At 62.1% G+C, this 18,773-nt stretch carries 18 protein-coding genes and 3 pseudogenes; 6 read left to right on the forward strand and 15 right to left on the reverse strand.

Translation table 11 applies throughout. From position 1 onward, the window contains the following. Positions 1–98: 98 nt before the first annotated feature. From nuoH to L0A91_RS08925, 9 genes and pseudogenes are all read right to left on the reverse strand, one after another. Complete coding sequence (gene nuoH, locus L0A91_RS08885) at positions 99–1,502, reverse strand: NADH-quinone oxidoreductase subunit NuoH (protein WP_235243962.1); 1,404 nt, start codon at positions 1,500–1,502, stop codon at positions 99–101. Further along, positions 1,499–3,958: pseudogene (locus L0A91_RS08890) on the reverse strand (NADH-quinone oxidoreductase subunit G). Before L0A91_RS08890 ends, nuoH begins: the two are co-directional and overlap by 4 nt. Continuing rightward, a pseudogene (gene nuoF / locus L0A91_RS08895) lies at positions 3,955–5,267 on the reverse strand (NADH-quinone oxidoreductase subunit NuoF). The pseudogenes L0A91_RS08890 and nuoF overlap by 4 nt, the downstream one beginning before the upstream one ends. Then, positions 5,264–5,923, reverse strand: a complete 660-nt coding sequence (gene nuoE, locus L0A91_RS08900) for an NADH-quinone oxidoreductase subunit NuoE (RefSeq protein WP_235246582.1) — start codon at positions 5,921–5,923, stop codon at positions 5,264–5,266. Before nuoE ends, nuoF begins: the two are co-directional and overlap by 4 nt. Positions 5,924–6,081: 158 nt before the next feature. Beyond that, positions 6,082–7,422, reverse strand: coding sequence for an NADH-quinone oxidoreductase subunit D (locus L0A91_RS08905; protein ID WP_235243963.1), 1,341 nt, complete (start codon positions 7,420–7,422; stop codon positions 6,082–6,084). Further along, entirely contained in the window at positions 7,422–8,120 is a 699-nt protein-coding gene (locus tag L0A91_RS08910) for an NADH-quinone oxidoreductase subunit C (RefSeq protein WP_397333870.1), read from the reverse strand. The genes L0A91_RS08905 and L0A91_RS08910 overlap by 1 nt, the downstream gene beginning before the upstream one ends. Before the next feature lie 154 nt (positions 8,121–8,274). Beyond that, positions 8,275–8,829 carry an NADH-quinone oxidoreductase subunit B family protein gene (locus L0A91_RS08915; protein ID WP_220121706.1) on the reverse strand — a complete coding sequence of 185 codons (555 nt, stop codon included), beginning with the start codon at positions 8,827–8,829 and terminating at the stop codon, positions 8,275–8,277. Positions 8,830–8,902: 73 nt separating this feature from the next. Next, a complete protein-coding gene (locus L0A91_RS08920) occupies positions 8,903–9,265 on the reverse strand; it encodes an NADH-quinone oxidoreductase subunit A (protein ID WP_220121707.1) in 363 nt (120 codons plus the stop codon). 220 nt (positions 9,266–9,485) lie between these two features. Next, a complete protein-coding gene (locus tag L0A91_RS08925) occupies positions 9,486–10,238 on the reverse strand; it encodes a demethylmenaquinone methyltransferase (protein ID WP_235243965.1) in 753 nt (250 codons plus the stop codon). A gap of 37 nt (positions 10,239–10,275) precedes the next feature. Here L0A91_RS08925 and L0A91_RS17430 point away from each other — a divergent pair, with 37 nt between their 5' ends. Together L0A91_RS17430 and L0A91_RS17435 are read left to right on the forward strand one after the other, a co-directional pair. Then, complete coding sequence (locus L0A91_RS17430) at positions 10,276–11,112, forward strand: chorismate-binding protein (RefSeq protein ID WP_260115170.1); 837 nt, start codon at positions 10,276–10,278, stop codon at positions 11,110–11,112. Beyond that, positions 11,109–11,596, forward strand: a pseudogene (locus L0A91_RS17435) (chorismate-binding protein). Before L0A91_RS17430 ends, L0A91_RS17435 begins: the two are co-directional and overlap by 4 nt. A 134-nt stretch (positions 11,597–11,730) precedes the next feature. Here L0A91_RS17435 and amaP read toward each other — a convergent pair. The 4 genes from amaP to L0A91_RS18905 form a co-directional block, all read right to left on the reverse strand. Then, complete coding sequence (gene amaP, locus L0A91_RS08935; RefSeq protein ID WP_235243966.1) at positions 11,731–12,315, reverse strand: alkaline shock response membrane anchor protein AmaP; 585 nt, start codon at positions 12,313–12,315, stop codon at positions 11,731–11,733. Further along, a complete protein-coding gene (locus L0A91_RS08940) occupies positions 12,312–12,770 on the reverse strand; it encodes a DUF6286 domain-containing protein (RefSeq protein WP_235243967.1) in 459 nt (152 codons plus the stop codon). Before L0A91_RS08940 ends, amaP begins: the two co-directional genes overlap by 4 nt. A 64-nt stretch (positions 12,771–12,834) precedes the next feature. Beyond that, entirely contained in the window at positions 12,835–13,254 is a 420-nt protein-coding gene (locus L0A91_RS08945; protein ID WP_235243969.1) for an Asp23/Gls24 family envelope stress response protein, read from the reverse strand. Between the two features lie 502 nt (positions 13,255–13,756). After that, positions 13,757–14,554 carry an Asp23/Gls24 family envelope stress response protein gene (locus L0A91_RS18905; protein WP_311197744.1) on the reverse strand — a complete coding sequence of 266 codons (798 nt, stop codon included), beginning with the start codon at positions 14,552–14,554 and terminating at the stop codon, positions 13,757–13,759. Positions 14,555–14,703: 149 nt separating this feature from the next. On the opposite strand from L0A91_RS18905, the gene L0A91_RS08955 reads away from it, so the two are divergent. The 4 genes from L0A91_RS08955 (at position 14,704) to L0A91_RS08970 (ending at position 17,009) form a co-directional block, all read left to right on the forward strand. Beyond that, positions 14,704–15,246 (forward strand): RNA polymerase sigma factor, encoded by a 543-nt coding sequence (locus L0A91_RS08955; RefSeq protein WP_235243970.1) that lies wholly within the window; start codon positions 14,704–14,706, stop codon positions 15,244–15,246. 136 nt (positions 15,247–15,382) lie between these two features. Further along, the gene (locus L0A91_RS08960; protein WP_235243971.1) at positions 15,383–15,694 is read left to right on the forward strand and encodes a hypothetical protein; all 312 of its coding nucleotides are present in this window, start codon (positions 15,383–15,385) and stop codon (positions 15,692–15,694) included. Between the two features lie 8 nt (positions 15,695–15,702). Then, entirely contained in the window at positions 15,703–16,344 is a 642-nt protein-coding gene (locus L0A91_RS08965) for a GNAT family N-acetyltransferase (RefSeq protein WP_235243972.1), read from the forward strand. After that, positions 16,341–17,009, forward strand: a complete 669-nt coding sequence (locus L0A91_RS08970; RefSeq protein WP_235243973.1) for a sterol carrier protein domain-containing protein — start codon at positions 16,341–16,343, stop codon at positions 17,007–17,009. Before L0A91_RS08965 ends, L0A91_RS08970 begins: the two co-directional genes overlap by 4 nt. Here L0A91_RS08970 and L0A91_RS08975 read toward each other — a convergent pair whose 3' ends face one another. Further along, positions 17,010–17,915 (reverse strand): 2-succinyl-5-enolpyruvyl-6-hydroxy-3-cyclohexene-1-carboxylate synthase, encoded by a 906-nt coding sequence (locus L0A91_RS08975; RefSeq protein WP_235243974.1) that lies wholly within the window; start codon positions 17,913–17,915, stop codon positions 17,010–17,012. Continuing rightward, entirely contained in the window at positions 17,872–18,711 is an 840-nt protein-coding gene (gene menD / locus L0A91_RS08980; protein WP_235243975.1) for a 2-succinyl-5-enolpyruvyl-6-hydroxy-3-cyclohexene-1-carboxylic-acid synthase, read from the reverse strand. Before menD ends, L0A91_RS08975 begins: the two co-directional genes overlap by 44 nt. Between the last annotated feature and the right edge of the window lie 62 nt (positions 18,712–18,773).

Below are 18,773 nucleotides of genomic sequence, written 5' to 3' on the forward strand. Positions count from 1 at the left end.
TGACATCGCCAGTTGTCGCGGCAGGCGAGTTGCCCGCCTGCTTGGCGACATCCATCTCTTCGTTCTGAGCGTCGTCGTTCGTGTTGTCCTGAGTCTCGTCAGCCACGGTCATCCTCCGAGCTTTCTTCAGTTATGGTGTCGGCATCATGGGCGGAACCCACAACCAATGCCGACGCGGGCGCAAGTGCGGGCTTAGGCTCGATCAACTTTTGACCGGGCAACGGTGGCACCGGATAGCCGTCCGCAAACGGATCGATCTCTGCAGGCACCTTCCGGGACTCAGCCTTAGCCTCATCAGCCATGTTGAGGCGGTAGCCAATGAGCCAGCCAGCGGTGATCAGCGAAACGAAGATCAGCGACATGGTGATAACCAGCGGCCAGATGCCCTCACCGAAGAAGCCTTCGTCAGCGGAGCGCAGCAAGATGGCCACGATGACCCAGGTCAGCGAGATCGGGATCATCAACTTCCAGCCGAACTTCATGAACTGGTCGTAGCGGACACGCGGCAACGAGCCACGCAGCCACACGTAGAAGAAGATGAACGACCACATCTTGGCGGTGAACCACAGGATGCCCCAGTAGCCCTCGTTAAACATGCCGTCATTAATCAAGCCGAGGCCGAACGGTGCGTAGTAGCCACCGAGGAACAGCGTCGCGGCCAGCGCCGAGACGGTGAACATGTTGATGTACTCACCGAGGAAGAACATGCCGAACTTCATCGAGGAGTATTCGGTGTGGAATCCGCCACCGAGTTCACCTTCACCTTCGGCCAAGTCGAAGGGCAGTCGGTTGGTCTCGCCAACCATGGTGATGATGTAGACCACGAACGACACAGCGAGCGGGAAGACATACCAAAGCCCGTCTTGGGCTGCGACGATTTCGCTCGTCGACATCGAGCCGGCGAACAGGAACACCGCGACGAGGGCGAGGCCCATGGCTATTTCGTAGGAGATGACCTGAGCGGTTGAGCGCAGACCACCCAAGAGCGGGTAGGTCGAGCCTGAAGACCAACCGGCGAGCACAAAGCCGTAAGCACCGACGCCAGCGACCGCCAGCACGAGCAGCGTGGCGACCGGCGTGTCCGTCAACTGCAGCGGGGTAGTGTGGCCGAACATTTCGACCTCGCCACCCATCGGGATGATCGCGAATGAGACGAAAGCGAGTGAACCGACCATCAGCGGGGCGATGATGAACATCACCTTGTCCGCGCCCTTGGGCGTGACGTCTTCCTTCATCATCAGCTTGAGGCCGTCAGCCAAGGTCTGGAAGAGACCAAAGGGACCAAACCGGTTGGGGCCGGGTCGCTGCTGCATCCGACCAATGACGCGGCGCTCGAACCAGATGACCACGACGACCTGCAGCAGCAGGTAAACGAAGACCAGCACAGTCTTGAACAGCGACAACCACCAGGGCGTGTCACTGAAGTCGGCGGCGGGGCCGTCTGCCATCGGCAGCGACACCATCACCTCGGGCATTGATGCCGCTAGGTGCGCGAAGCTCATGCCTGGCCTCCTTGCTTGGCTGCGATCGATACAACCGATCCAGAGTCAGCGCCCAAAGTTGGACGGACTCGCGAATCGGCCGAGTTTGTCGGGATCCACACCACGTGATCGGGCATCTCAGTGAGCGCAACAGGGAGTTCGATCGAACCGGCACCCTTGCTCACCACGATGTGCTGGCCATCAGCCAGGCCAATCGAGGCTGCGGTTTCAGCGGAAACGCGTGCCTGCGCCGTGGGTGCAGTGCCAGCCAAGAACGGCTCGCCGTCCTGCATAGAGCCAGCGTCCAGCAGGTGGTGCCAGGTCGACAACAGGGCCTGTCCAGCAGCCAGGTCAGCAGGGGCTGGTGCGGCAACCTCTGGGCCAGCAACCGGTCCGTCGAAGGTGCCAAGGCCAGTCATTTCACGCCTCAAACTAGTCACCGAGGTGGCCTGAAGCGCTACTCCCATTGCCGAGGACAACCGGTCAAGGACCGCGAAGTCGCTCAGCGCTGCCGAGTCGATCGCCTTGTCAAAGCTCTGCAGGCGGCCTTCCCAGTCAGCGTAGGTGCCAGCCTTTTCCTGCTGCGGGGCAACGGGAAGAATGACATCGGCGTATTCGTGGACGGCGGTTTCGCGCATCTCCAGCGAGACCACAAAGGCACGTTCCAGCGCGGCCCGAGCCAAAACTGGGTCCGGCAGGTCGTTGGGGTCAACACCGCCAACAACCAGACCGGCCAATTCGCCGTTTGCGGCCGCCTGCAAGATAGCGGTCGTGTCGCGACCAGCGTTGCCGCTGAGCTCGACGCCCCAGTTGCCACCGATGTGCGCGCGCACCTTCATCAGCGACCGGGTGTCCACCGGGCAGCAAGTTGGGCAGCGCGCCGGTTGCCAGCACCCGGCTCACCCGCACGGCGAGGGATCCAGGCGATACGGGCACCGGTCTGGGCGGCCAGCGATGCGATCGCGCTCAAGGCCCCAGGAGACGTGGCGAGTCGTTCGCCGACCATGATCACGGCGTCCGAGGTCAGCGAATCAGAAGCGACCTGCAGCGGGTTGGCCTGTGGCAGGGGCTCAGCGACAGCGTCGTTGGCCTCGCCCTGGGTGGCGCGGAAGTTAGCCAACGCCTCGATGACCTCGGCCTCAGTGCCCGGAGCCGCTGGAAGCAAGGTGCCTTCCAACTTTTCCAATCCGCGAGTGGCGAACGGCGCAATGCTGAAGACCTGAGTTGAGTTTTTCCGGTTTGCCTTGCGCAACCGCAGGAAGACAATGGGGCTCTCTTCCTCGGGCTCAATGCCGACCAAGAGGACCGAAGCGGCCTTCTCCAGGTCTGCATAGGTCACCGGGTCAGGGGCACCCAAGACTGCCGATGCGAGGAACTGCTCCTCTTCATCAGAGGTGGGCGAGCGCGGAAGTCAACGTCGTTCGTGCCCAGGGCAACGCGAGCAAACTTGCTGTATGCGTAAGCGTCCTCGACGGTCGCACGACCACCGACGAGCACTCCAACTCCCCCAGCAACCTTGGCTGCGGCCATACCTGCAGCGGCGGCTTCGTAGGCCTGGTGCCATGCGGCAACCTCGTAGTTGCCATCAGCGTTGCGGACGACTGGGTCACGCAGACGGTCGGGAGCGGCTGCATAGGCAAAAGCCCAACGGCCCTTATCACAGTTCCACTCTTCGTTGACCTCTGGGTTTTCCAAGGCCATCCGGCGCAAAACCGTGCCGCGGCGGTGATCGGTGCGGATCGAGCAACCGGCTGCACAGTGCTCACAGACGCTCGTGGTCGAAACCAGGTCGAATGGACGCGAGCGGAAACGGTATGCCGAACCGGTCAGTGCGCCCACGGGGCAGATCTGCACGGTGTTGCCGGAGAAGTAAGACTCAAAGGGCTTCTCTTGGTAGATACCAACCTGCTGCAGGGCGCCACGCTCGATCAAAGCAATGAACGGGTCACCGGCAATCTGATCGGAGAACCGGGTGCAACGCGCACACAGCACGCAGCGCTCACGGTCCAACAGCACCTGAGCCGAAATGTTGATCGGCTTGGGATAGGTGCGCTTCACATCTTCAAAGCGGCTTTTCGAGCGGTTGCTCCTCATCGCCTGGTTTTGCAGCGGGCACTCGCCACCCTTGTCGCAGACCGGGCAGTCGAGGGGTGGTTGATGAGCAAGAGTTCCATCACGCCCTCTTGTGCCTTCTCGGCGACCTTGGACGACTCCTGCGTGTTGACCACCATGCCTGCGCTGGCGGCCATCGTGCAGGAGGCCTGCGGCTTGGGCATCGGGCGAACGTTGCCCTCGCGGTCTGGCATCGCCACATCGACCAAGCACTGACGGCATGCGCCGACCGGCTCAAGCAGCGGGTGATCGCAGAAACGCGGAATCTGGATACCCAGTTCTTCAGCGGCGCGGATCAACAGCGTGCCCTTCGGAACGCTGATTTCCTGACCGTCAATAGTCAGGTTGACCTTGTCTTCACTCATGCGGAGAGTGTCTCCTTCGCAAACAGCGTTGAACGCTGGGGCGGGAACAATTCGGAGGCTGGCGTATGCATACCGGCTTCGAATTCCTCGCGGAAATACTGGACAGCGGAGGTGATGGGGCTTGTCGCACCATCACCGAGGGCGCAGAACGAACGGCCCAAGATGTTGTCGCAGATATCGACCAACTTGTCGATGTCGTCCTGGCTGCCGCGGCCTGCTTCGAGGCGCTCCATGATCTGCTTCAACCAGAAGGTGCCTTCGCGGCAGGGGTGCACTTGCCGCAGGACTCGTGAGCGTAAAAGTCCGTCCAACGCGAGACGGCGCGGACCACCGAGGTGGTCTCATCGAAGATCTGCAGCGCACGGGTGCCCAACATCGAGCCAGCCGCAGCGACCGAGTCGAAGTCCAGGGGCACGTCAAGGTGCTCGTCGGTGAAGATCGGGGTGGATGAGCCGCCCGGGGTCCAGAACTTCAACTGGTGGCCCTCGCGGATGCCGCCAGCCATGTCAAGCAGTTCACGCAGCGTGATACCCAGCGGCGCTTCATACTGACCGGGCCGGGTGACGTGCCCGGAGAGGCTGAAGAAACCGAAGCCTTGCGACTTCTCAGTGCCCATCCCGGTGAACCAGTCTTTGCCGTTCAACACGATCGGCGGAACCGACGCGATCGACTCAACGTTGTTGACCACAGTGGGTCGGGCGTACAGACCGGCGACGGCTGGGAACGGAGGCTTCAAGCGTGGCTGGCCACGACGTCCCTCAAGGGAGTCGAGCAGCGCAGTTTCTTCACCGCAGATGTATGCGCCGGCACCAGAGTGGACGGTGATGTCCAGGTTCAGGCCGGTGCCCATGATGTCTTTGCCGAGGTAGCCGGCCGCATAGGCCTCTTCGACGGCCTTCATCAGGCGGCGGTAGACGTGCACGACTTCACCGCGCACGTAGATGAACGCGTGCTCGCAACCAATAGCATACGAGGTGATGATCATGCCCTCGATCAGGAAGTGCGGGGCGGCCATCATCAGTGGCACGTCCTTGCAGGTCCCGGGCTCAGACTCATCAGCGTTGATGACGAGGTAGCGGGGGCCACCGTCTGGCGGAGGCAAGAAGCCCCACTTCAGACCGGTGGGGAAGCCTGCGCCACCACGACCACGCAAGCCGGAGCCCTTGGCCATGTCGACCAAGTCTGCGGCCGGCTGGTCCAGCGCCTTGCGCAGGGCCTTGTAGCCGTCGTTGGCTTCGTAGGTCTCCAATGTCCAGGACTGGGGGTGATCCCAGAACTTGGACAGGATCGGTGTCAGCTCGGTGCTCACTTCTCCGCTCCTTCATCATCCGACGTGGTCGGGGCTGCCGGGGCAGTCCAGCCGTTCTTTGCGGCAACCTTGACGCCCTCAAGGGAGGCCGGTCCGGCGCCAACACCTTCGTCTGCTCGACCATCAGTGAAGCCAGCCAGCACCCGCGACACCTGCTTGAACGAGCAAACCTTTGAGGCGCCACGGGTCGGAACGACGTCTTTGCCGTCCCGTAGGTCATCAACCAACTTTTTGGTTGAGTCTGGCGTCTGGTCGTCGAAGAACTCCCAGTTGACCATCACGACTGGGGCGTAGTCACAAGCCGCGTTGCACTCAACGCGCTCTAGGGTGATGGAACCGTCTTCAGTCGTCTCATCATGGCCAATGCCCAGGTGATCACTGACCTCGTCAAAGATCTGGTCACCACCCATCACGGCGCACAAGGTGTTGGTGCACACGCCGACCGTGTATTCACCATTGGGGTGGCGCTTGTACTGGGTGTAGAAGGTGGCAACTCCGCTAACCTCGGCGGTCGACAGGTCGAGTTGCTCAGCGCAGAACTGGACTCCACGGCCGGTGATGTAGCCATCAATTGACTGCACGAGGTGCAACAGCGGCAACAGCGCCGAACGCTTTTGCGGGTAGCGGCTGATCAAGTCAGCAGCGTCTGCCTGCATTTTGGCCAGGACCTCAGCCGGGTAGCCCTCGTCCGAGGGATGCAACGGCGTGTGGTGGTGCAACGGGCCGTGATCGGAATAGCCCGGAACGCTGTGGTGGACGCGACGCTCGGTGGCTTCGTCCAACTGACTGCGCATGTCCTCCTGCTCGTGCTGGCTCATCGGTCCACGCCTCCCATCACGGGGTCGATCGAAGCAACAGCGACAATGACGTCGGCCACCAGGCCGCCTTCACTCAACACCGAGGCTGCCTGCAAGTTGTGGAATGAGGGATCACGGAAGTGCGCCCGGAAGGGACGCGTCCCGCCATCCGAAACCAGGTGCACGCCCAGTTCGCCCTTCGGCGACTCAATGGCGCTATAGACCTGGCCAGGTGGCACGCGGAAACCTTCGGTCACCAACTTGAAGTGGTGAATGAGGGATTCCATGGACGTGCCCATGATTTCGCGAATGTGGTCAAGGGAGTTGCCCTGACCGTCTGCCCCAATGCTTAACTGAGCGGGCCAGGCAATGTTCTTGTCTTCAACCATGACGGGCTGGCCTTCGGACTCGCGCAAGAATGCAATCGCCTGCTCGGAGATTTTGATGGACTCCCACATCTCGTCGATCCGGATGCGAATGCGTCCGTACGCGTCCATGTCGTCGCGGGTCTTGACCTCGAAGTCGTACTTTTCGTAGGTGCAGTACGGCTCCGACTTGCGCAAGTCATGCGGCAAGCCGGTGGAGCGCAAGATCGGGCCGGTAATACCCAGTGCCATACAGCCGGCCAAGCTCAAGTAGCCAACGTCAACCGTGCGGGCCTTCAGGACCGGATTTTCGTTGAGCAACAACTCAAGCTCGCGCAAGCCGCCCTTGAGGTCGGCGAGCTCCTTCTCGAGCATTTCCAGGCCACCCTCGGGGATGTCCTGGGCGACGCCGCCGGGGCGGATGTATGCGTGGTTCATCCGCAGACCGGTCGTTGCCTCAAAGAAACGCAAGATCCGCTCACGCTCACGGAAACACGTGGTCATAACGGTGGTAGCTCCGAGCTCCATGCCACCGGTGCCGATCGCGATCAGGTGCGACCCGATGCGGTTGAGCTCCATCATCAGCACGCGGATGTCGCTGGCGCGCTCGGGAACCTCGATACCGAGCAACTTTTCGATACCGAGGCAGTAGACCGCCTCGTTAAAGATCGGCGTCAGGTAGTCCATCCGGGTCGCGAACGTGGTGCCCTGCACCCAGGTGCGGAACTCCATGTTCTTCTCGATGCCGGTGTGCAGATAGCCAATGCCGGCACGGGCCTCACGGACAGTTTCGCCATCGAGTTCGAGGATGAGACGGAGCACTCCGTGGGTTGAGGGGTGCTGCGGGCCCATGTTGACGACGATGCGCTCTTCGCCAACGGCTGCAATGTCCTCGGTGATTTGGTCCCAGTCGCCGCCAGCGGCGTTGAACACTGCGCCAGCGGTCTCGTCGTCACCGAAGAGGTCCTGGTTTGCTTGGGTTTCAGTCGACATCAGCTGTAACTCCTACGCTGGTCGGGGGCCGGAATCGATGCGCCCTTGTATTCCACCGGGATACCACCCAGCGGGTAGTCCTTGCGCTGCGGGTGACCCGGCCAGTCGTCCGGCATCAAGATGCGGGTCAAACCGGGGTGGCCCTCAAAAACAATGCCAAACATGTCGTATGTCTCGCGCTCGTGCCAGTCAATGGCCGGGTAGACATCCACGATTGATGGCAGCACCGCGTGGTCATCTGAACAGCTGAGTTCAAGGCGCACGCGACGCATGTTGTGCGTGATTGACGCGAAGTGATAAACAGCGTGCAACTCTTCGCCGACCAACTCGGGGTAGTTGACGCCGCTGACGCCCAAGCACATTTCGAAGCGCAGGTTTGCGTCATCACGCATCACCGTGGCGACCTCGCGCAGGTGCTGCGGGCTCACGTGCAGGGTCAGGTCGCCACGGTCCACAACGACCTTAGGCACGGCAGCGTCGAAGTCACTGACACCGGCGGCGAGGAAGTCAACGATCTCGTCGAAGTAGCCGCCGTACGGACGCTGGCTGGCCGGAGGGAAGAGCACCGGCTGGTTGAGACCGCCATAGCCTGAAGTGTCGTTGCCGAGCGATGAGCCAAACATGCCCTGCTTTTGGGCAACAACGGTCGCGCTGGGCTCTGGCGCGTCGGCCGGGACCTGCTCTTCATGCTTGTTGATGGCCTCAGTTGTCTTGAGGTCTTCGCTCTCGCGGCTCTCACCCAGAGTGCCCTTGTCGGGGCTGTTCTTGTTCGTCTTCTCTTTGCCCATCAGGCCATGCTCCCTTCGGCGCGATTCCGCGCTCGCTCCGCTGCGTTTCCTCGCGTCCCTGTCATCACGCCAGCAACCCCTTCATCTCGTGCTTCGGCGTCGCGCTCAACGCTGCGGCCTCGGCGGCACGAGCAGCCTTCACGCGGTCAACACCAATCTTGCTGGAGCGAATCTGCTCGTGGAGCTCCAAGATGGCGTTCAAGAGCATCTGCGGGCGAGGCGGGCAACCGGGCAAATAAATGTCGACCGGCACGATGTGGTCGACGCCCTGCACGATGGCGTAGTTGTTGAACATGCCGCCGGAGCTGGCGCAGACGCCCATGGACAGAACCCACTTGGGGTTAGGCATTTGGTCATAGACCTGACGAACGACCGGGGCCATCTTCTGGCTCACCCGGCCGGCAACAATCATCAAGTCGGCCTGACGCGGCGTAGCGGCGAAGCGCTCCATGCCGAATCGAGCGATGTCGTAGTCGGGGGTGCCGACCGCCATCATCTCAATCGCGCAACAAGCGAGACCGAAGGTCGCTGGCCAAATCGACCGCGACTGCATCTGGCCGACCATGGTTTCAACCGAGGTGAGCAGAAAGCCTGAGGGGAGCTTTTCTTCGAGACCCATGCTTCTCAACCGTCCTTTCGAGCACGCTGTGCAACGTGCGGCATACACATGTCAGTGGTGAACGCAGTGGTGGTCAGTCCCACTCGAGACCGCCCCGACTCCACTCATAGATGAACGGCACGGAGACCACGGTAAGGAAGAGCAGCATCGCGAGGACCGAGAAGAGCCCAACCTGGTCGAAGGCTACGGCGAACGGGTAGAGGAACAAGACCTCCACGTCGAAGACGATGAAGAGCATGGCCGTCAGGTAGTACTTAATCGGCACACGCCCGCCATCGACGGCCTGTGGCGTCGGCTGGATGCCGCATTCGTATGCCTCGGCCTTAGCCCGGTTGTACGTCTTGCGGCCGATGAGAGCCCCGGCCCCCACCGAACCCCCGGCGAAGAGCAAACCCAAAGCAAAGAAGAACAGCAACGGGAGGTAAGGATCGTGCATCCTTGCCACCCTCCTTTCGGTGCCGGTACATCGACGCGGTAATACCGGACGATCTGGTCATGACTGCCCCAATCTTAGGGCCGTCCACTCTCAGCGCGCTTGCAGGGTCGATCACGATTTGGTCGCGGTCGGGTTTCAATACCCCTGCGGCACCGACTGTGAAGCATTTCACTATGCGTCCGGATTCTACGCTGGCGGCTGGCAGCGCTGTCGAGATAGGTCACCCTGACTTGGCACCTGCCCTCAACCGGTCACGCGGTCGATGACCACGCTTTCCCGGCCTAGGGTTAATCGCGTGGTGGATCGAAACGATCCCACCGGTGAGGTTGCGCCAACTGACCTGGGTCCAGCCAGCCAAATCGACCCTTGCCGCCAGGGCTTGCTGGTCGGGCCAGGCTTGAATCGACTCGGCCAAATAAACATAAGAGTCGGGGTTGCTGCTGATCTTGCGGGCTACCGCGGGGAGCGCGCGCATCAGATATTCGGTGTAAACCACCCGGAACGGCTTGATGACCGGCTGGCTGAACTCGCAAATAACCAGGCGTCCACCGGGCTTGGTGACCCGTGAGAACTCCTGCAGAGCAGCATCGACATCGGCGACGTTGCGCAGGCCGAAAGACATCGTGACTACATCAAAGCTGTCGTCAGCGAAGGGCAAGTTGAGCGCATCTGCGGCGGTGAACGGCATATCAGGGCGCCTACGACGGCCCTCGCGCAGCATGCCAATAGAGAAGTCAGCGGGCAAGATCTCGATGTCCGCATCAGCAAAGGGCTCACTACTAGTGCCTGTCCCGGCAGCAATGTCGAGGATTCGCTCACCCGATTTTGCTTGCACGGCCTTCACTACTGCACGCCTCCAGAGCCGGGCTTGGCCCATCGAGAGAACGTCGTTGGTCAGGTCATATTTCGAGGCCACATCATCGAACATCGAGGCGACTTCGGCTGGTTGTTTGTCGAGGCTGGCACGCTGCATGCAACTATCATCTCACTCCGGCCTAGAGTGGTGGGTTGTGACCGCAACACCTCCGCCCACCGTGTACGCCCAGACCGTTGATATCTCTGACGTCGTGGGCGCTGACGTGGATCTGTTGTCACTGATTCCCGCCGACATCCCGGGCGAGTCAATCAGCGCGTGGCTGCGAGAAGACCATGGCCTCGTGGGCTGGGGCCGCTGCCTTGAGTTCCGAGGCACCGGCCCCGACCGCTTTGCCGAGGCCGAGACGTGGTGGAAAAACATCGTTGCTCGGGCCGATGTCAGCGACGCAGTGCGCGTCTTCGGCTCTGGCTTGGTCACCTTCGGGACGTTTTCTTTTGCTGATGACTCTGAGCACGAAAGCGTCCTCGTGGTCCCCGAGGTCATCGTTGGACGACGCGATGGGGCAGTCTGGCGCACCGACATCGGGCTCACCGTTCGTGACGCCGAAATCAAACGCGCTGACCTCGCGCCACACCAGTGGAGCCCCCAGTCCGGAGAAGTCCAGTTCACTGACGGCTCCATCACTGCGCAGGGTTGGCCCGAGGTTGTAGCCAAAGCGGTCAGCCGCATTCAGTCCGGGGACGTTGAAAAAGTCGTCTTGGCCCGAGACATCGTTGCCCAAGCCGAGCACGATATTGATGTCCGTACCCTGGTCGGTCGCCTTAACTCTCGGTATGCCGCCACCTGGACTTTCGCCGTTGATGGCATCGTCGGCGCGACGCCAGAGATGTTGGTTCGACTACGCGACGCTCAGGCTCGCTCCCGGGTGTTGGCGGGCACGGTGCGGCGCGACAGTCACCCTGGCCCTTCACGCCCAGAGGCACACCCGGAGCTGGAGGGCACCACAGCACCGATCCTCGCCTGCGGTTGATCTCGAGCGACAAAGACCTGGAGGAGCATGAGTATGCGGTCCGCTCGGTCGCCGAAGCGCTCGGCCCGCACTGCACGCACCTTGACGTCCCCACTGAGCCTTTCGTCCTGGAACTGCCCGACGTCTACCACCTGGCCAGCGACTTAATCGGCGACGCTGTGACTGGTGCGACATCGTTGCGCTTGGCTGCGGCCCTGCACCCTCAGCCGCCGTGTGCGGAACACCACGGAATATCGCCGCAGAACTCATCACCGAGCTCGAAGAAATGGACCGGGGTCGGTATGCGGGACCGGTTGGCTGGATGGACACCAACGGCGACGGCGACTGGGGCATTGCCCTGCGCTGCGGCGAATTCTGCGAAAATCGGACGAAGATCCGCTTATTCGCTGGCGGAGGAATTGTTGCTGCCTCGGACCCCGATGCCGAATTAGCCGAGACAGAAATTAAATTCGCTGCCATGCGGCACGCCCTGGGCACCCCTTAAAGGAAAACCCTTGTCACGGTGAAGGGCTCTCCACCTCGGAGCCGGCGAGGCGGTCAACGGCACCTCGCCGGCTTGGTCTTGGGGACATGTGCCCCCACTGGGTGCGTGGAGGGCTATCTCCACGCACCCAGGGTTTACTGGACGCGCACTTCCTTCTTACGCTCGCCAACGGATTGGTTCACTCCATCAATCAGCACCTGAACCGGGATGGACTCCTTGCCCATCGAGCGGTCCACTCGGCGCGAAATCTCGCTGAAGGCCGACTGAACGGCCTCACCGGAGGCGCCCGACTCAAGGTCGGCGTTAAGGCGGACGTAGGAGCCCTTCTCGCCAGCAATAGCAGCACCACGAACGTTGGCCACCGGGGCAACTTCGTCGAAGTCCTTCGCCACGAGTGACGCGATGCTGCGTAAGTCGATCTTGAGCTGACCGGTCGGGTCACTGCTCTCAAGTCGGTACTGCTTGGAACGTGGTGCGCGAATGTGGGACACCACCCAAATCAAAGCCAAGATGGCCCAGATCACCGTGACTATTGCGGCCACAATGGGGAACCACGACTGAGTCGCGAACTCTTCGACCGGGGCAGTGTTCAGATCATTTGCGTAGTTATCGAAAACCAGTTGATAGCGCCAGTCCAGAGCAAAAAGCCCTAGGACAATGAGGCCCAAACCAATGATGAGGACAACGATGCGGTCAAAAGCCGCTAGACCTCGACTCATGCGGAATCCTTTCGGGTGCGCACGACAACCTTGACGTCCGAGAGGCCACGCAGTCGCTCGACCACTTCTGCCTCTACTGCCTTAGCAACCGTTTGGGTGTCAGCCGTGGTGTTGATGCTGACGGTGATCTTCGACTTTCTTGCCGAAACCTCACCGACTGAAGACACGCCGCGGGTGTGCCCGGCAGCGTCACGTACGGAACCCTCAAGGGCTGTGCGAGAGATCCAAACGGATTTATTGCCAGACGTTGCGGTGTGCGTGAACTTAGCTGGCTTCAACGCGGCGATGGTCAGCCACAAACCGACCAACACGAGGACCACTGCAATCGCGACGACGGTATTCGTCGGCTCAAGGCCATCAAATGCCGCGACAGCCTTGGGCAGCCTCATATCACCCGAGATCAGGCCTTGATCTATGAGCGCATCAAGCACTGCCACAACGGCGAGTGCGATCAAGCTAAGGGCGACCAGAATGGCGAGCCAACTGGCCCCTGGACGGGCTCGGGGGATGGAGCTTGGTTCACAGGACCCTCCTCGCTGGTGCTTCCGGCTCAGCTTCGGGCTCAGGCGGCGCGACGACGCCAACCTCAACATCGACCTGGCGAATGTCAGTCCCCGTCAACCGGGCACCTTCGGTCAATATTTGGGACCGAATCTCTTCGGCAATGCTCGCCACGGGGGCCGGCCACTGCACTTCAACGTTCATCGTGACGTGCGCAGTGCGCCCACTGTGCCTAATGTCGGCGTGCGGGCTGCGACTGCCAGTGATGGCGCTGAACGTGCCAGCGCGGGAAACTACGCCGTTCACCTTACGAGCCAAGTGCTCGACAACGTGGGTGACAACCGCGGACTTAACCGTGAGGGTGCCACGCGTTTCTACTTCGGCCAGTGCGACGGTCTTTTCGTCTGTAGCTTCCTGCGGGGCCTCGCCCTCAGCCACGTGAGCCTCGGAGCGCCTTCAAGTCGATCTCACCAGAGAGGTGACCAGCGACTACGAAGCCCACTCCACCGAAGACAAGTGCGAGCAGAAGGCCGACCCAGCCACCCATCAAAACGACGAGGGCGAGGAGAAGGCCGATGAGTAGACCATTGAGGGCAGAAGACATACGTGCTCCTAAGGAAAGAAAATTCACAAGTTCCCGTATCGGCGTGAGCCCGGACTGAACGTGGGAGGGTCGAACGAACCTTTGTAACCGCTCGTTTAGCCGTACGCGGCAAACGGCGGATTCGGTCAAAGCGACGGGGGACAACAAAGATTTGCTCTCGGCCAGCGTCGGTCCGAGACGACGAACCAGAGCGGCGTTCAATATCTTGAGCAGCCGCCATGTAAACCTCGGGGTCACCCCCAAGGTCTGGATGGTGCATCCTGGCGGCGGCGCGCAGTGCGCGGCGCGCCGCCAGGTCTGCATCAGTGTTGCTATCGCGAGGCATAAACCTGCCGATCAGGCGTTTTCGGGCTCCAGGACATCTTCAATGAAAACATCCACGGCACCAGGAAACTCTGGACGCAACGCATCTCTGACCGCTTGGGCCGTAGCGTGGATATTAGAATTCCACTCCAGTGAAACGTGCACTTCACAGGCCTGATCTTTAATGCGAATGCCTGCTACGCGACGGCCAGGCAGGTAAGTACCCACTTCACCCATCGCGCCACCGTGCAGCGAGTGGACGCCATCAACCGCTAATACTGTGCGGGCGACGCGGTCGGCTTGCTGCTCGGGTTTGTCCTGCTGTTGACCGTTGGTCGCCTCTAGTCGATCACTCGACACGGGGGCGGGGGCAGGCTCTTGGACCTGCTCTTCCTTCGCGGGCTCGTCGTCCTTCTCGGTCTCCAGGTGCACATCGTGAACGGTGATGTTCACCTCGACGACCTCAAGGCCGGTCATACGCTCGACCGAGTCGATGACGTTGCGACGGATACCGGCGGCCAAGTCGGCGATTGCGACGCCGTAATCGGCAACGATTTCTAGGTCCACAGCGGCCTGCTTCTCGCCGACCTCAACTGCGACGCCCTGGCTCAGGTTGGTCTTGGAGCCCGGGATGCGCTCACGGAGGCTGCCCAGGGCACGGGCGGTGCCGCCACCGAGGTCGTAGACGCCGGAAACCTCACGGGTTGCAATGCCAGCAACCTTGGCCACGACGACTCCAGCGATGGAGGTCTTGCCCTTCTCGGTGACCAGGGGTCCGTCGTTCTTGCTGGCGACCTCGTTGTTCTTGGCCTGCTTCTGCTGCTCGCTCATTGTGTGCCTTTCTAGGCTCAACTCAACTGACATGGGCTTAGTCGCAACGACCACAAAAATCGTCACGCTAAAGTTTCTGTGATCTAGATCACAGACAGCCTTACCCCACAAAAAACGATGGTCCTGGGCATGATGGCAGCGATGGCGGCATGGCAGAGGGACCAAGAGGGCTGCTACGCGCTGCCCGTCTCGGGGACCAGACAGCTTTCGCAGAGATCACCACTGAATTCGGCCCCGGCATGGTCGGCTATGCGCACAGCCTGGTGGGCAACCATCACGACGCCGCTGATGTCGTGCAGGAGGCTCTCTTGTCGGCCTGGCGCTCACTCGACACCTTCCGCGGCGATTCCGCGCTCAAGACGTGGCTCTATCGACTGGTTCACCGCCGAGCAATGGACCTCTTGCGTCGACGCCGCCCTCAACCGGTTGATGTCGATGAATTCGCCGAGCTGACCGCACCCACCAGACACGATCCAGACCGGGCCGCCGAGGACTCCGAAGTCCTAGCCGCGCTACGCGCTGTCCTGGCTGGCATGCCTGAGGGGCAGCGATCTGTATGGATGTTGCGTGAGGTAGAGGGTATGTCTTATGCCGAGATTGGCGACACGCTGGCGCTGCCAGTCGATCAAGTGCGAGGCATGTTGGCTCGCGGCCGCGCCACCGTGACGGAGAGGATGCAAGCATGGCGATAGACCAGGGCGACCCAGTTGCTCGGCAACCTAAGCCCTGCGGGAGGACTCCTCACAAGAGTGGCCGCAGATCGCTGCGTCCGTGCGCTCCCGCGTGCGCACTATGACAGTCCCAGCTCGCCCGATCCTTGTTGCCCCGTTGCGTGGTCAACAGCACGACGCGCAGCAGTCACAGGTGTGGCTTTCTTCCCGCATCCTGCGGGCGGCGCTGCGGCAAGAATTGACCAATCTCCGTGCCATGCCTGATCGGCTCGACTTCACCATCGAAGAACGGCAGCTAACCCACGTGTCTGTCGAGATCGTGGCGACCTATGGGGACGACCTGCGCGAAGTCGGCGCCGAAACTCGCCAGCGGATTGACGGCACCATCACCAAGCTTCTCGGCCCGTTGCCCGGCTGGAACCCCACCACCAGCATTCGAGTCCACATCTGCGATATCAGGACGGTGTAGACAGCCTCATGAGCAAGAAAACTGAGCACGAAGTGATCCGGCTCAGCGAAGAGCGCGACCTTGATCGTCTCGCGCATCTAGAACATGCCACCTGGTTCTCCCCCACCGCTGGCGGGACAGCGGCCGATGCCATTGGGGCGCTCGACTTCAATTCCACTGGCGCTGTCGAAATGCCTGCGCGGGCGGAGTTCGGCCAAACCTCGCAAGCGACGCCGCTCGGCGGGGTTTATGGCGCCTTCGATATGAGCGTCACCGTGCCGATGGCCCAGGGCGTGGCCCCCATTCCGATGTCAGGACTGACCTGGGTCGCCGTCCATCCCGACATGCGCCGCCGTGGTGTGCTGCGAGCGCTGATGAGCGACTACCTCAATCGCGTTCACGACGAGGGCCGGTATGCGGTGGCTGGGTTGCACGCGTCCGACCCCGGTATCTACGGACGCTTTGGCTATGAGGTAGCCAGCTTTGATGCGCAGTACAAACTGAGCCATGGGGCCACGCTGCAGGCACCGCAAGCCATCAGCGACGCGGCCGACGCGCTCGAGACGACTTTGCTGCCTTCCGATGGGCCTGGCGTGCTGGATGCGATTCACCAAGCGCATCAGCGGGCAGGGGCGTTTCGCTCGGTGCCGCGACTCGATCCGCGGGCTTGACCAACAACGACTACCGAGACTTCCCCAAGGCCCGGGGCAGCAAGGAAAAGGTCCAGGTCATTTTTGTGTTGCAGGACGGGCAGCCAATTGGCTACGCATCGTTCCGCCGAGATTCGGACTGGTCTGACCTTGGCGTGGCCTCGGGTTCAGTGACGATGCGCGAGATCTTTGCCGAAAGCGACGCCGCGCTGCTTGCACTGGCCCGTCGGCTGACGACGCTGGACCTCACCACCAGCATCAAAATCTGGGATCGCCGGATGGACGACCCATTGCTGTGGTGGGCCGGTGGGCCGCGCAACATCAACGTGCGCGTAGGTGACTCACCGTGGCTACGCCTTGTCGACGTGCCGAGGGCGCTGGCTCAGCGCGGCTATGCGTCTCCCGTTGATGTGGTCTTGGGGATTGCCGACGCATATTGCCCGTGGAACTCTGGGCGTTGGCGCCTCACGATTGACGATGCGGGGCAAGCGCACTGCTCGCGGACGCAAGATGACGCAGATCTGGAGTTGCCGGTCCAGGCGCTCGCTGCCGCATACCTCGGTGGTCGTTCGTTGGTGAGCCAGGCGCCGATTCACGGAGTTGTGGACCACACGCCCGGCGCCCTGACTCGGTTGTCGCGGGCAATGCGTAGCGACATCGAGCCTATGGGCGCCATCGGCTTTTAGTCAGCCGAGCTGAGCGGCAGAGCGCAGATCCGCGCGCCGTTGCCGGTGTTGCGCCGGGTCAACCGTGATCTCGATGACTCGAATGCCCGCTGCCTCCTGGGCCAAGGCTGCAGTGAGGTCAGCCACCGTGCCGACGCGCTGGTGCCGGGCACCATAGCCCGCGCACAGGGCGCTGAGTTTGGCCCCGGTTGGCGTGGCAAAGAGTCGCTGGAATGAGTCGTCTCGCGCCGCGCCATATTCGAGGGTGCTGAAGATGCCACCGCCATCATCGTTGAGCACCACGATCCTCAGGTCTGGGCGCGTTTCGGTTGGACCGATCAGCAGGCCATTGATGTCGTGCAGGAAGGTGAGATCGCCGAGCAGCAGCGTCGTCGGCGCCTTGGTGCTGAGCGCGATGCCAACAGCCGTGGAGGTTGTGCCGTCGATCCCGGCCAACCCGCGGTTGCCGACCACCGTCACAGATTCGGTATGCGGGGCGCGGGCGTAGTCCAAGTCACGGGCGGCGTTGCTTGAGCCCACGACGAGGATGCCGCCTTCGGGGACAGCGTCGCGAGTGGCCGCAGCAATATCAACTCCGGTTGGACTGTGCGCGTCCGACACCGCCGTTGAGTCGGCCAGTCGGCGGGCGAGTCGATCGCCAGCCGATTGCCAGGCCTGTGCCCAGGCCACATCGACAGGCGCGGGCTCGGCAGCGAGCCAAGAGTTGAGCGCCGTGACCCGCTCAACCACATGGCCCGGGTCTGCCCAGGTGTTGGTGGCGCTCACGTGTTCGACCCGAATGTCGCTCCGGCGCGTCAGGGTGGCGATGTCGCGGCTGAGGGTGAGCCGCCCAACGGTGACGACTCGGCGGGTGGGGTGGGCCTCAAGCAGCGACTCGTTGGCCAGCAACAGGCTGCCGTGCGGCAAAACTTCTCCGGGGTCCTGCCCCGAAGGGCTCGGCGATGATCGGCCAGCCAGCCCGGGCGGCGTGCCTGACCACGCGAGCGACGTCGGCTGAGTCGGGCAGATCGCCCACGACCAGCAGAGTCTTGCTCTCCCTTTCGGGGCGTTTTGTCCGCTCAGGTGCCGAAGCGGCTGACTGCGCCACAGCGACCCATGGCTTTGATTCGGGCCGACCAGCAAAGTCCGACGGCAATTCACTGCCAGGCTGCGATGGCGAGAGCGGGTCAGCGAAACCAATGTTTAGGTGGACTGGGCCAGCCATCGTGCCGACTGAGCCGGTCGCGGCTGCGTAGCCACGGCAGATTGTGCTGCGCCACAGTGGCATTTCGCTGGCCTCGCCAACCGGGGCGGGCAGATCGAACTCATAGCGGACACAGCCGCCAAACATCCCCGGCTGCGTGGTTGTCTGGTTGGCCCCAGTCCCCCGCAGCTGAGCGGGTCTATCGGCAGACAAGACGATGAGCGGAACACCCGCGTGATCTGCCTCTAGGACGGCTGGGTGCAGATTGGCCACCGCCGTGCCTGACGTCATGATGACCGCGGCTGGAACTCGAGTGACCTTGGCCAGGCCGAGCGCCAGAAATCCCGCCGATCGCTCGTCGACGCGTACGTGAAGTTGCAGGCGACCTTGTCGCTCGGCCTGCTCCACCGCATACGCCAAGGGCGCGGAGCGCGACCCTGGGCTGAGCACGACGTGCCGAACGCCGCACCGGATCATCTCGTCGACGACGACGCTTGCCAACAGCTCAGCGGGATTCACGCCCCAATCCTGCCATTAGCGAAATACCCCTGCACTTGGCGCGAGGCACCAAGTGGGGACCC

The sequence above is a fragment of the Ornithinimicrobium sp. INDO-MA30-4 genome (genome assembly GCF_021535045.1).
Classification (GTDB): Bacteria; Actinomycetota; Actinomycetes; order Actinomycetales; family Dermatophilaceae; genus Ornithinicoccus.